Raw genomic sequence first — 13120 nt, 5'->3', positions numbered from 1 at the left:
GTTTTACCCCGTCCGCCCCGGGAGCGCGCCCGCAACCCCGCCGTGCCCGTGGCCGGCGGACCGCAGGCTCACATGGCCCGCAAGAGCAGGGCGTTGCGAAACTCGGCGGCCGTCGGATAGCCGATCGCCGGCCTGTCCTGCAGCGCCGTGTCGACGACAAGAGCGAGGTCTCGTGGTACGTCCGGCCGGCGCTGCAGCAGCGGGACGGCCACGGTCTGCAACACGACCTGCCACGGGTCCCGGCCACCGTCGAAGTCGCGCGGATACACGCCGGTGAGCAGGTGGTACAGGCACGCGGCGAGGGACCACACGTCGACCTCGGGGCGGACGTAGCGGAAGTTCACGACCTGCTGGTAGGGCATGAAGTACGGCTTGCCGGCGGCCGTGCCGGTGCGGGTCAGGCCGCTCAGGCCGGCCAGGTCGAACGCCTTGGCCAGGCCGAAGTCGGCCAGCTTCACGGTGCCGTCGGCGGTGAGCAGGATGTTGTGCGGGGTCAGGTCGCGGTGCACGACGCCGTGCGCGTGGGCGTGCTCGAGGCCGTCCAGGGCCTGCAGGACCAGCGGGAGGGCCTCGTCGACGGGGACCGGGCGCTTGCGGTAGCGCTCGGCGAGGCTGCCGCCGGCGCAGTACTCGCTGGTGAAGAAGAACACGCCGCCGTAGCTGTCGGCGTCGCGGGTGCGGGCGATGTTGGGGTGCTCGAGGGCCTGGCTGACCGAGATCTCGCGCATGAACTGGGCCCGGGCGTGCGGGTCGGCGGCGACCTCGGGCAGCATCATCTTGAGCGCGACGAGCTCGCCGGTGTCGATGTCGCGGGCGAGGTACACCCGGCCCATGCCGCCCTCGCCGAGCAGCTGCACGATCTCGTACCGCCCCGCGCGCCAGGACCCCGCGACGTACTCCCGGGCCAGCTCGTCCGGGTCGCTGCGGCAGTTGGCGCACACGTAGTCACCGGTGCGGTCCCCCACCTCACCGCCGACGTCCGCTCCACAGTGGACGCATCGCGGTACCACGAGCGTCTGCTGCGGTTTGGCAGTGTGAATCCCGACCTTGAAGACGGTGTCACCCAGCCGGACCTCGTCGCCGTCCTCGAGGTCGTGCTCGGGGAACGCGCGGGCGGCGGCCTGCTCGGCGCTCTCCCCGCGCTCGCGGCGGCCGATGCGCAGGCCGTTGAGGTAGGTGCCGTTGAGGCTGCCGAAGTCGCGGATCCGCACGTCGGGCGGGTTGATGTCGAGCAGGCAGTGGTGGCGGGAGACGGTGCGGTGGTCATCGTCGTCGGGCAGCTGCGGGTTGCAGTCGCGGGCCCGGCCGAGGAAGGCCGTGGTGCGCTCGTCGTAACGGAACGAGCGCCCGTCGAGGGGCCCGTGCGTGACGGTGAGGGTGACCGATGCGGTTGCCACGCCGCCATTTTGCCGGATTTCGGCGAGATCCGCGGCCCCTGGCTCGGCGCCGGCCTCACCGTCGTCCGGCCGCGCCTTTCGCCCGATGCTGCCGCGCCGGTCGGCGACCGGTGAGCGATTGTGTCGTACCCCTGGAGCACAATGCCGGGTATCCGAGCGAGGGGGATCGCCATGATCGGCAAGTTGGAGATGGTCGTGCTGGACGCGGCCGACATCGGCGGGCTGGCCGCCTTCTACGAGGCCCTGGCGGGCTGGTCGCAGGTCAGCGTCGAGGACGACTGGATCACGCTCGGCACGCCTGACGGCTGGCGGGTCGCGGTCCAGGAGGCGCCGGATCACCGGCCGCCGGACTGGCCCGGTCAGCAGCGGCCGCAGCAGGCCCACCTGGACCTGCGGGTGGCGGACCTGGAGGCGGGCACGGCCCGCGCGGTGGAGCTGGGGGCGACGGTGCTGCGCCGCAACGAGGCGTGGCACACCCTGGCCGACCCGGCCGGGCACCCGTTCGACATGTGCCTGGCCCCGGACAACGACGGCGTCACGCTGATGGGCGTCATGCTCGACTGCCCGGATGCGCGGCGGCTCGCACTGTTCTACTCCGAGGTCCTCGGCAAGCCGCTGACCTACGAGGGCGAGGGCGCGATGATGATCGGCGAGGACGGGGCCCAGCCGATCATGTTCCAGGCCGTCGCCGACTACAGCGCGCCGCGCTGGCCCGACCCGGCGTATCCGCAGCAGCTCCACCTGGACATCGAGGTCGACGACCTGGACGCGGGCGAGGCAGCGGTCCTGGCCGCGGGCGCGACCCGGCAGCCGAGCAACGGCCGGTTCTTCCGGGTCTTCACCGACCCGGCCGGCAAGCCGTTCTGCCTGACCGTGCAGCCCGGCTGAGGCGCTCACCGGCGCCGGGCACCCAGCGGAGCACGGCGCAGAACGACGCACGGCGCTGAACGACGCACGGCGCTGAACGACGCACGGCGCTGAACGACGCACGGCGCTGAACGACGCACGGCGCTCAGCGGCGCACGACGCTGAGCGACGCACCGCGCTGAACGGCGCACCGCGCTGAACGGCGCACCGCGCTCAGCGGCCGCACAGCGCGACCCGGGTGCCGGTGAGCTCCAGGACCCGGGCCGGCAGGCCGGTCGGGTCGCGGACGCGGAACCGGCAGCCGCGGACCGCGGCCAGCTCGCGGGCGTCGAGGAGGGCGCGCACGATCGCGGGGTCGATCAGGGTGGCCCGGCCGATGTCGACCTCGACGTCGGCCGCCCCGCCGGTGATCGCGACGTGCAGGGCGGCGGCCAGCTGCGGGCGGTTCAGGCGCTCGAGGCGGCCGCCGGCCACGACGAGCACGGACCGGCCGTCCGGGCGGCGCCGTACGCTGATCCAACCCGGTCGATCATCACCCGTCGCCATCGCCGCTCCCGCCTCGTTGTCCGACCAGGGGCACGGATGTTCTTCAGCCTGGCCGGGCCGCCGGGCCGCCTCTACCGCACGGAGCGAACGATCACTGCGGTCAATTCGCTCGGATACGAAGCTGCGTTATCGGTACAGGAATGTCACTGAGCGGGTAACGTCCGGGGGATCTGGAGGTGGTCTGTGGAGTCGAGCGCAGGTCAGCAGGGTCTGGTGGAGATCCGCACCCGCGACCGTGAGGTGATCGCGGAGGCGCTGAACCATTTCGTCACGCACCGGGCCCGGATCACCTATGCGCAACGCGACGCTGTCGACCTGTCGATGCGGGGCCGCGAGCTCGGCGAGCTCGGCGGGCTGCGGCTGCGACTCGGCGGTGTGGGCTACGCGGCGGTGTCGGAGCCGGTCGGATACCTGCTGGCCGGGGTCGTCGAGGACGGCGAGATCTCGGTGCGGATGCGCGGGCGCGACTTCGCGCTGGGGCCCGAGGACGGAGTGCTGTTCCCCTACGGTCAGCAGTTCACCGGCGAATACGGCCGGGCCGCGCTCGCGCTGGTGAGCCTGCCGCTGCCCTACGTCGCCGCGATCGCCGAGGCCGAGACCGGCGTGCCCGCCGCCGACCTGCGCTTCGAGGGGTCGCGGCCGGTGTCGGAGGCGATGCGGCGGTTCTGGGCCGCCACCGCCGCGTTCCTGTCCCGGCAGCTCACCGCGCCCGGCAGCGACCTGCCGCCGCTGATCACCGAGCAGCTGCGCCGGGCCGGGGCGACCGCCCTGCTCAGCGTCTTCCCCAACACCACGATGACGGCCGGGCGCACCCCCGCGGACGGCCGGGTCGCGCCCGCCGTGGTCCGCCGGGCCGCCGCGTTCATGGACGCCGGAGCGCAGCGCCCGCTCACGATCGCCGAGATCGCCACCGCGGCCGGGGTCGGCGCCCGCGGCCTGCAGATCGCGTTCCGGCGGCACATGGGCTGCACGCCGATGGAGTACCTGCGGCGGGTCCGCCTCGAGCACGTGCACCGGGAACTGCGGGCGGCGGGCCCGGGCGACGGGGTCACGGTGCGCGAGACGGCCCGGCGCTGGGGCTTCGCCAACCCGGGCCGCTTCGCCGCGGAGTACCGTGCCCGCTACGGTCAGCCACCGAGCCGCACGCTGCGAGTGTGACCGATGACGACCCTCTTCGAGACCACCGATCTCGACGCCGCGGAGCAGATGCTCACGTCGACCTACTCCGCGATGCGCTTCACCGTGTCCGGCGACCGGCACCGGGCCCGCATCGCCCGCAACACCGTCGGCCCGATCGAGCTGCACCACAACACGTTCACGATGCAGTTCCACATCGAGGCGGACCCGATGCGCCGGCTGACCATGGGCCGGGTCCTCGGCGGCTCCTTCTCCTACCGCTGCGGCTCCGAGCGCTGCGACAACGAGCCCGGCGACATCTTCCTGCTGGCCCGGCCCGACGACCCCTACCAGTCGGTGAACGTCGACGTCGACCTCGAGTTCGCGGTCATCGACCCGCCGCTGCTGGCCCAGGTCGCCGACGCCGGCCCGGGCCGCCCCGCTGTCGCGTTCCGCTTCACCGGCTTCCACCCGATCTCGGCCCAGGCCGCCCGGCTCTGGGTCACCACCTACGACTACATCCGCGACAACGTCGCCGACACCGCCGCCGCGCGGGAGCCCCTCCTGGCCGGCAACGCCGCCCGCCTGCTCATGGCCACCGCCCTGGCCACGTTCCCGAGCAACGTCATCGCCGACCCGTCGATCGAGGACCGCCGCGACGCCCACCCGGTCACCCTGCGCCGCGCCGTCGCCTTCATCGACTCCAACGCCCACCGCGACGTCAGCCCCGGTGACGTGGCCGCCGCCGCCCACGTCACCATCCGCACCCTGCAGCTGGCGTTCCGCCGCCACCTGGACACCACCCCCGGCGCCTACCTGCGCCGCGTCCGCCTCGAGCACGCCCACCGCGACCTCCTGGCCGGCGACCCCGCGCACACCACCGTCGGCGCGGTCGCCGCCCGCTGGGGCTTCGCCAGCCACAGCCGCTTCACCGCCCACTACCACGCCGCCTACGGCCAGGCCCCGTCCGAGACCCTCCGCCGCCGCTGACCGTCGCCGCCCGCCGACTGTCACCGCCCGCTGGCCCCTGCCGCCCGCTGACCCCTGCCGGCCACTGATCCCCGCCGCCCACTGACCCCTGCCGCCCGCCGGCCCGGCTCGCCGCGGGCGGCGCCGCGTCGCACCGGGTGGTCGCGGTGGTGCCACGGGCGGGGCGCGCGGCTTAGACTTGCCGCGTGGCCGGGCTTGTGCTCGACAGGGCGGACCCGACGGCGGTTGCCGTCGTCGGGGCGATCCGGGGCGGCGATCTGGATGCGCTCGGGCGGCTGCTGGCGGCGAACCCCGGGCTGGCCACGGCGCGGATCCGGGCGGTGCGGGAGGCCCGGACCCTGCTGCACGTGGTCGCCGACTGGCCCGGGCACTACCCCAACGGCGCGGCCACGGTGGCGGCGCTGATCGCGGCGGGCGCGGACGTGCACACGCGGTTCTCCGGCTCGCACGCGGAGACGCCGCTGCACTGGGCGGCCAGCAACGACGACGTGGCGGTGCTCGATGCGCTGCTGGACGCCGGGGCCGACATCGAGGCGGACGGGGCGGTGATCGCCGGGGGTACCCCGCTCGACGACGCCACCGCCTTCGCCCAGTGGCGGGCCGCCCACCGGCTCGTCGAACGCGGCGCCCGCACGTCGCTCTGGCACGCGGCGACCCTGGGCCTGCAGGACCGCGTCGAGGCGTACTACCGCGGCCCCGGCCCGGAGGCCGACCGTGCGCTGTGGGGCGCCTGTCACGGCGGGCGCCGCGCCGCCGCCGAGTACCTCCTGGACCGCGGCGCCGACGTCAACTGGCTCCCGCCGTGGGAGCGCCTCACACCCCTGGACGCGGCCGTGCGCTCCGGCGCCACCGACCTGGCCACCTGGCTGCGCGCCCACGGCGCCCGCTCCACCGCCGCCTGACCCGCCCATCGTCGGGGGTGCGGCGAAATTCCGGCCGGTGGATCATCGGTGCGCCTTACGATGCGGGCCGTGCTGATTCGCGCGAAAGGGCCGCACGACGCCGCCGAGTGCCTGGAGCTGCTGCTCGAGGTGCACCGGCAGGATCACTACCCCCTGCACATCACGGCCGAGCAGGTGCCGGAGTTCCTCGAGTCGGGGCACGAGGCGGCCGCCTGGGTGGCCGAGCACGACGGGCGGATCGTCGGGCACGTCGCGCTGCACACGCCGGACGCCTACCCGACGCTGGAGCTGGCCGGTGCGCAGACCGGCATCCCGGTCGGCGGGCTGGCGCTGCTCGCCCGGCTGTTCGTCGCGCCGTCGATGCGGCGCACCGGGCTCGGGCGGCGGCTGCTGCGCCACGCCGCCGGTCACGCACCGGCGCTCGGGCGACGGGCGGTGCTCGACGTGGGGATGCAGCTGGCCACGGCGGTCGCGCTGTACGAGAGCGAGGGGTGGGCCCGGGTCGGCGAGCTGCATCTCCCGCTCGACCCGGACACGATGCTCGATCTCTGGGTGTACGTGAGCCCCTAGTAGCCGATCGCCGCGGCCGCGGTGGCGCGCATGTTCGATGCGACGGCGGTGGTGAGGTACAGGTCGGGCAGGCTGCGTGGCGACTCGCGCAGCAGGATGCCGTAGAGGGTCGCGGCGTCCAGGTAGATCGCCGTGTCGTTCGGGTGCTTGCCGTCGGCGACGATCAGATACGACGTGCCGTTGGCCGCGATGATCGTCTCGAACTCGTCGCTGATCGGGGCGACCAGGTTCGCCGCACCGAGCGAGGCCGACAGGGCCGCGTAGCCGGTGTCGATGGCCGCGGTCTCGGCGGCCCGGGTGGCGAACGGGGCCGGGTCGACGAGCGCCCAGTTCTTGAACAGCACGACCCGGCCGCCGGGCTTGAGCGACCGTGCGAACGTGGGCGCGTACGTGTTGACGAGCGTGTTCGTGGCCTGCGCCGGGTTCGTCGCGACAAGGGTGCTGTACTCCTGCAGCACGATGAAGTCGTACTGCTTCGCGCCGCTGAGCGCCGCCGCGACCTCGCCGCCGTCCCAGGTCTGCTGCAGCGTGTTGCCGAAGTGGATGACCTCGGTGACGTTGACCGTGCGACCGGCGGCCGACGCCAGGTGGCGGACCAGGGCCGGGGTGTCCTCGCCGGTGGCGGCGGTGGCGGTACCGATCAGGCTGTTGCCGACGAACAGGACGTCGACCGGGGACTGGGCCGTGGCCGTGCCGGTGACCGTGAAGTGCACGGTGTACGCGGCGCCGAGCTGTGCGCCAGTGCTCGCGTACGCCTGTGCGGTGAGCGTGTAGGTGTCCGGCGTGGCCAGCAGGGGGCAGTCGGCATAGTCGTTGCACAGGAAGTACGGCTGCTGTGTCTCCGTTCGTGTGTAACTGCTGCCCTTGGCGCCCGTCATGGTGAAAGCGACACTGGCCGGGGCGGCGCCGGCGGCAAGATCGGCACGGACGCTCAGGTTGCGGTTGGCCAGCCGGGTCAGGTCGACGACCGTGCCGTCGGTGAGCGGGCCGGGGCCGAGGATCGGCTTGCGTGAGGCGTTGTTGACGAGCGTGAGGCCGTTGATCGCGCGGCCGGTCGCCGGGCCGGCGGCGCCGAAGACCTGGAACTCCCAGAAGGAGTAGCCGTAGGCGGCCAGGGCGCGGGTGGTGAGATTGATGCGCACGTATCGTGCGGTGCCGTTCGCGGTGATGCTCTGCCTGCCACCCGGACCGGTCGTCGTTGCATAGACCTGGGTGTACGCGCTGCCGTCGGACGAGAACTGGATGCTGAACGCCTTGGCGTACGCGTTCTCCCAGGCGATGTCGACGCGGCTCACGGTCGCGGCCGTGCCGAGGTCGACCTGGAACCACTGCGTCGGCGCGAACGCGCTCGACCAGCGGGTGCCGGTGTTGCCGTCGACGCCCGCCGCGGCCGGGGTGCCGGCGCTCTCCTGCGAGGAGGCCGTGACCGGCCGGTTCTGCGACAGCACGGCGTCGGCGGCGTGCGCCGGCGGGATGACGGCGACGGTGATCGCGGCGGCGGCGGACAGGACGAGGGCGCCCCAGAGCAGGCGCAATCGAGAGGTCATGGCGGTGACTCCCAGCGGCGAGGGATGAGTGATCTTGCGAGAGAGCGCTCTCTCGCGCAGTCACTATCGCATCCCGGGCCGCTGGCACGCCCCCGCCGGACATTCTGTTCTTTGTGTTCAGGCCGCCCCGGTGCGCGCCGACCGTTCGACACCCTCAGCGCACTCGGGCCGCTCGGTACGCTCCGGCCGCCCGGTTGTGCGCAGGCCGCTCGTCGTTCGTTCAGGCGCCTCCGCGCCCAGGCCGCCCCTCGCGCTCAGAACGCTCGCTGCGTTCGGACCGGCCCGCACCACCACGGCGCGAACAACGCACGGCGCGAACAACGCACGGCGCGCACAACGCACGCAGCGTGCACAGCGCACAGCGCGTACAGCGCGTACAGCGCGTACAGCGCGTACAGCGCACAGCGCGCACAGCGCACAGCGCGTACAGCGCACAGCGCGCACAGCGCACAGCGCGCACAGCGCACAGCGCGCACAGCGCACAGCGCACAGCGCGCACAGCGCGCACGGCGCACAGGGCGGATTCAACCGGTCAGCGCACAGCGCGCACAGCGCGCACAGCGCGCACAGCGCGCACAGCGCGCACAGCGCGCACAGCGCGCACGGCGCAGAGCGTGCACAGCGCACGGCGCACGGCTCACAGCGCACAGCGCACAGCGCGCACGGCGCAGAGCGTGCACGGCGCACAGCGTGCACGGCGCACAGCGTGCACGGCGCGCATGGCACGGCGCGCGGCGCGGCACGGCGCAGCACGGCGCGCGGCGCGCATGGTCACGAACCTGCGGCCGGGGCGGGCTCAGGACGGGCCGTTGGCCGCCCGCTTGGCGACGTCGTAGGCCAGGTGCAGGAAGTCCGAGGCCGCCACCGCCGTCGCGACGCCCATGCCGAAGCGGGTCAGCCGCGGCGCGAGGACCAGGCCGGCACCGAGACCGCCGGCCACCCAGACGCCCGTGCAGAACGGGCAGGTGAGCAGTTCACCGACAGCGTGGCGGGCCCCGTGCCCGCGCGGGCTCTCGTTGAGCTCCGCCTCCCCCGCCGCCCCCTCGAACTCGGTGAACGGCGCGCGCAGCGGGCTGGTGATCGCGTCCTTGGTGATCAGCCTGGACACCTTGTGCGTGGCCACCGCCAGCAGTGCGACGTCGCCCACCGACGGGCGCTCCGGCAGGCGGCGCCCGGTCAGCCGGGCCACCGCGGCCACGGTGCCGGCCGCCGCCGCGAACACGCCCATCACGGTCGCGTACCCCCGCAGCGGTCGTTCGTCGGAAGCCTTGCGCGCATAGGTGCGGGCCGTGCGCGAATCGATGTCCACCATGCGCAGTCGGCTACCCGCAGGTTCGGCGCAGGAAACGCCATTACGGCATCTGGATCCGGTGCACCAGCCGCGCCGCGACCGGCACGAGCAGCCGCACGTCGAACACCGGCTGAGTGCCGCCCTTGCCGATCGCCATCGACACGTCCCCATGGGTCGCTGCATCCGCGCAGCGCACGGCCAGGCCCTGCACGGCAATGCACGACACGCCGGGCACGGTCGTCGGCACTGGCGCACAGTCGCGCTCACCGCCGCACAGGTCGCCTGTCACGTATCTGCGCGTGTGCACCTCCAGGAGGCTGGAGCGCCCACCGACCGCGAACGGACGTTCGGTGAGCAGGACACTGCCGAGCTGCACCCGGGCGGGCGAGTCCCAGTCACGGGTCCACTGCAGCCCGGGCACCGCCGCCCCGATCTCGCGATCGATTGTGTCGCGCATGTCGCCGAGGTTGCGCACCGCGGCCACCTCCGCGGGCGACTCCGCCGGCGACTCCGCGAGCTGCACCATCGGGCGGGACGGAGGGTCACGGTGCGTCACGACGGCGGTCAGGGCGGACACCGCGAGCACGACCGCGACGCCGGCCGACAGGACGACCCGGCGCCGCCGGCGGGTGCGCTCGACGCCGGCCACGATCCGTTCCACGTCGACGCGGCTCGGCGGCGGCGGGCCGATCAGATCGTCGAAGAGCTGGTGGGTCATCGTCCGTCCTCCGTTCCCGCCGCGGCCAGTGCGCGCACGGCCTGCAGCGCCCGGGCCGACTGGCTCTTGACCGTGCCGGTGGAGATGCCGAGCAGCTCGGCGGTCTCCTCGACCGAGTAGTCCAGGTAGAAGCGCAGCACCACGACCGCCCGCTGGCGCCGCCCGAGCCCGGCCAGCAGCCGCCCGAGCCGGTCACGGTCCGTCACCCCGTCGACGGCGTCGTACCCGGTTTCGGGCAGCCGCTCCTGCGGCTGTTCGCGCGCCCACGGCCGGCGCCGCTCGTCGAGCCACACCCGGGTGAGCATCCGCTGCGCATATGCGTCGCGATTGTCGGCCACCGCGACCCGCCCCCAGTGCTGGTACAGCTTGGCGACAAGAATCGACACCAGGTCGTCACTGGCGTGCCAGTCCTGACACAGCAGGTACGCCGTACGGCGCCACCGGTCCATCCGGACCGCGACATACGCGCGGAAGTCGTCCGCATCGGACTGCCGCATGCGCTCCCCTCTCGTCAGGACGCCAGGACGTGATCGTCTGCCGTACGACGGAGCGGTCGCTCAGAAAGGTTGCACGCCCTCAGCGCTCGGCGGGGCGCTCGGCGAGGAAGGCGTCGGCGAGGCGTTTGGGAGCCTTGGCGAGCCACCCGTCGACAAGCGATTCCTCAAGATCCGGCAGTTGTACTGCCGCAAGCCGCACCAGCACCGCTGGGTAGCCGTTGAAGTGCGCAATCGTGAAGTACCCGGGCCGCTGCTGGGCGAGGACGGCCTCCTTCTCCCCGAGATCGGCGACCGCCACCGCGAGGATGGGCCCGGCCGGCACCTCGGCGCCGTCGAACCGTTTGATGTCCGCTTTACTGAACGGCCGTTCCCACGCGAACGTCTTGCCGCCGACATCCCATGAACGGTTGCCCCGGCTCTCGCCCTCGACCACCTCGGGCAGCCGCAACGCGAGCGCCGCGACCTCGTCAAGCGTCACCATGGCCTCCAACATGGACCTTCTGCGCCGTGCCCGCAAGGCAACACCCCGGCGGTCACGGGGTGGCGCCCGCCAGACCGGCCTCGGCCAGGATCTTGCGGCGACGGCGGCCGGAGAGCAGGTCGACGTACACGATGCCGTTCAGGTGGTCGCACTCGTGCTGCAGGCAGCGGGCCAGGTAGCCGTCGCCGGTCACGGTCAGCTCGCGGCCCTCCACGTCGAAGCCGGTGACCGTGGCGACCGCGGCCCGGCGCAGTTCGGTGTGCGGGCCGGGGACGGACAGGCAGCCCTCGGTGTCCTTGACCGTGGCGGTCGACGAGGACGGCTGCAGCACCGGGTTGACGATGTGGCCCTTGTGCTTGTCGCCGCTCGCGTCGGGCACGTCGAAGACGAACACGCGCAGCGGCACGCCGATCTGGTTCGCGGCCAGGCCGACGCCGTTCGCGGCGCGCATCGACGCGCGCATGTCCTCGACGAGCCGGGCCAGGTCGCGGTCGAAGTCGACGACCGGGGCACACGGCTGATGGAGCACCGGCTCGCCGTACAACGTGATCGCTTGTGCCCTGCCCTTGGCCATCCGCCAACGGTACAAAACGGCGTCAGGAGAAGCTGCGGCGCAGTTCGCGTTTGAGCACCTTGTGGCTCGGTCCGAGCGGCAGGGCCTCGACGAAGTGGACCCGGCGGGGGTATTTGTGCCGGCCCAGCCGCTCCTTCGACCACTCCACGAGTTCGTCCTCACTCAGCGGTACCCCCGGATCGCGCACCACCACCGCGCAGATCTCCTCGCCGTGCACGGGGTCGGGCACGCCGATGACCGCGACCTGCATGACGGCGGGGTGGCGGGCGACGGCCTCCTCGACCTCGCGCGGATACACGTTGAACCCGCCCCGGATGACCAGGTCCTTCTTGCGGTCGACGATGGTGATGAACCCGTCGGCGTCCTTGGTGCCGAGGTCGCCGGAGCGGAACCAGCCGTCGACGATCGCCTGCGCGGTGTCGTCGGGGCGGTTGAGGTAGCCGGCGAACACGTTGTGGCCGCGGATCACGATCTCGCCGAGCGCGCCGGCCGGGAGCAGCTCGATGCGCTCCTCGATCTCGGGCCGGGCGATCTCGACCTCGACGCCCCAGATCGCGTGGCCGACGGTGCCCGCGCGGGTGCCGAAGTGGGGCTGGTTGGTGGTGGCGGTCGGGGACGTCTCGGACAGGCCGTACCCCTCGAAGATGCTCGTGCCGAACGCCGCGTTGAACTTCTCGAGCACCGCGAGGGGCAGCGCCGCACCGCCGGAGATGCACAACCGCAACTGCGGCAGCTGCGCGTGTTGTCCGGCCGCGCGCGAAAGCTGCGCGCGTTGCTCGGCCGTGTGCGAAAGCTGCGCGCGTTGCTCGGCCGCGGCGAGCAGCGCGACGTACATCGTCGGCACGCCGTGGAAGACCGTGACGTTTTCGCGCACCATGACGTCGAGCGCGGCCTCGCCGGTGAACCGCGCGAGCATGACAAGCGTCGCGCCGAGGCGGAACGTGCCGTTCATGCCGACCGTCTGCCCGAACGTGTGGAACAGCGGCAGGCAGCCGAGCACGACGTCCGACGAGCGGGCGTCGTTCGCGTCGAACACGTTCACGATCGTGTTCATGACCAGGTTGAGGTGGGTGAGCACCGCACCCTTCGGCTCGCCGGTGGTGCCGCTGGTGTAAAGCACGACCGCGGCGTCCTCGGGTGCCCGCGAGGCGTACGTGGCCAGCGGCTCGGCCCCGAGCAGGTCCGCCGGCGCGATCACGTCGACGCCCGCCAGCGCGGCCGCGGCCCGGCCGGTCGCCGCCTGGCTCGGATGGCAGACGAGCACCCGGGCCTCGCTGTCCCGCAGCGTGTACGCCACCTCGTCCGCCGTGAGCAGCAGGTGCACGGGCACGACGACCGCGCCCAGTGCGAGCGCCCCGAAGTACACCCGCGGGAAGTCGACGACGTTCGGGATCTGCACGGCCACCCGGTCGCCGGGCCGCACGCCCCGGTCCCGCAGACCCGCGGCGCAGGTCAGCGCCTCGCGCCAGAGGGTTTCGTAGGTGACCCGCTGCTCCCCGTCGACGACGGCGATCTTCTGCGGGTACTTGCGGGCCGACTCGGCCAGGACGGCGGCGAGGGACAGGGTCGCGCTCATGCGCTCTAAACTAACGCTGGAAGTTTTCTGCCGCCAGCCTCAATCTGC

Annotated in this window: 14 protein-coding genes; 5 read left to right on the top strand and 9 right to left on the bottom strand. The window is 72.9% G+C overall.

Going from position 1 to position 13120, the window contains the following annotated elements; genetic code table 11:
• Positions 1-68 precede the first annotated feature (68 nt).
• The gene (locus Dvina_RS21675) at positions 69-1397 is read right to left on the bottom strand and encodes a protein kinase domain-containing protein (RefSeq protein WP_223104286.1); all 1329 of its coding nucleotides are present in this window, start codon (positions 1395-1397) and stop codon (positions 69-71) included.
• 171 nt (positions 1398-1568) lie between these two features.
• On the opposite strand from Dvina_RS21675, the gene Dvina_RS21670 reads away from it, so the two are divergent.
• Complete coding sequence (locus Dvina_RS21670) at positions 1569-2285, top strand: VOC family protein (protein WP_223104285.1); 717 nt, start codon at positions 1569-1571, stop codon at positions 2283-2285.
• Between the two features lie 192 nt (positions 2286-2477).
• Here the strand turns inward: Dvina_RS21670 and Dvina_RS21665 are convergent, their stop codons facing one another.
• Complete coding sequence (locus Dvina_RS21665; protein WP_223104284.1) at positions 2478-2810, bottom strand: STAS domain-containing protein; 333 nt, start codon at positions 2808-2810, stop codon at positions 2478-2480.
• A 183-nt stretch (positions 2811-2993) separates the two neighbouring features.
• On the opposite strand from Dvina_RS21665, the gene Dvina_RS21660 reads away from it, so the two are divergent.
• From Dvina_RS21660 to Dvina_RS21645, 4 genes are all read left to right on the top strand, one after another.
• Positions 2994-3968 (top strand): helix-turn-helix transcriptional regulator, encoded by a 975-nt coding sequence (locus Dvina_RS21660; protein ID WP_223104283.1) that lies wholly within the window; start codon positions 2994-2996, stop codon positions 3966-3968.
• Between the two features lie 3 nt (positions 3969-3971).
• Entirely contained in the window at positions 3972-4916 is a 945-nt protein-coding gene (locus tag Dvina_RS21655; protein ID WP_223104282.1) for an AraC family transcriptional regulator, read from the top strand.
• Positions 4917-5101: 185 nt separating this feature from the next.
• Positions 5102-5818 carry an ankyrin repeat domain-containing protein gene (locus Dvina_RS21650; RefSeq protein ID WP_223104281.1) on the top strand — a complete coding sequence of 239 codons (717 nt, stop codon included), beginning with the start codon at positions 5102-5104 and terminating at the stop codon, positions 5816-5818.
• Between the two features lie 69 nt (positions 5819-5887).
• Positions 5888-6388, top strand: a complete 501-nt coding sequence (locus tag Dvina_RS21645; RefSeq protein WP_223104280.1) for a GNAT family N-acetyltransferase — start codon at positions 5888-5890, stop codon at positions 6386-6388.
• On the opposite strand, the gene Dvina_RS21640 is transcribed toward Dvina_RS21645, so the two are convergent.
• The 7 genes from Dvina_RS21640 to Dvina_RS21610 form a co-directional block, all read right to left on the bottom strand.
• The gene (locus Dvina_RS21640; RefSeq protein WP_223104279.1) at positions 6385-7935 is read right to left on the bottom strand and encodes a discoidin domain-containing protein; all 1551 of its coding nucleotides are present in this window, start codon (positions 7933-7935) and stop codon (positions 6385-6387) included. The two genes, Dvina_RS21645 and Dvina_RS21640, sit on opposite strands and share 4 nt — an antisense overlap.
• 796 nt (positions 7936-8731) lie before the next feature.
• Entirely contained in the window at positions 8732-9247 is a 516-nt protein-coding gene (locus Dvina_RS21635) for a DUF1360 domain-containing protein (RefSeq protein WP_223104278.1), read from the bottom strand.
• A 40-nt stretch (positions 9248-9287) separates the two neighbouring features.
• Positions 9288-9944 carry a hypothetical protein gene (locus tag Dvina_RS21630; protein WP_223104277.1) on the bottom strand — a complete coding sequence of 219 codons (657 nt, stop codon included), beginning with the start codon at positions 9942-9944 and terminating at the stop codon, positions 9288-9290.
• Positions 9941-10441, bottom strand: a complete 501-nt coding sequence (locus Dvina_RS21625; protein WP_223104276.1) for a SigE family RNA polymerase sigma factor — start codon at positions 10439-10441, stop codon at positions 9941-9943. Before Dvina_RS21625 ends, Dvina_RS21630 begins: the two co-directional genes overlap by 4 nt.
• Positions 10442-10520: 79 nt before the next feature.
• On the bottom strand, positions 10521-10922 hold the full coding sequence (locus Dvina_RS21620) for an MmcQ/YjbR family DNA-binding protein (RefSeq protein ID WP_223104275.1): 402 nt from the start codon (positions 10920-10922) through the stop codon (positions 10521-10523).
• A gap of 52 nt (positions 10923-10974) precedes the next feature.
• Positions 10975-11496 (bottom strand): peptide deformylase, encoded by a 522-nt coding sequence (gene def / locus Dvina_RS21615; protein WP_223104274.1) that lies wholly within the window; start codon positions 11494-11496, stop codon positions 10975-10977.
• Between the two features lie 22 nt (positions 11497-11518).
• A complete protein-coding gene (locus tag Dvina_RS21610; protein ID WP_223104273.1) occupies positions 11519-13072 on the bottom strand; it encodes a long-chain-fatty-acid--CoA ligase in 1554 nt (517 codons plus the stop codon).
• Positions 13073-13120: the final 48 nt, after the last annotated feature.

It is taken from the genome of Dactylosporangium vinaceum (genome assembly GCF_019904175.1).
In the GTDB taxonomy this organism is placed as follows: domain Bacteria; phylum Actinomycetota; class Actinomycetes; order Mycobacteriales; family Micromonosporaceae; genus Dactylosporangium; species Dactylosporangium vinaceum.
This window is presented reverse-complemented; position numbering and strand designations above follow the sequence as displayed.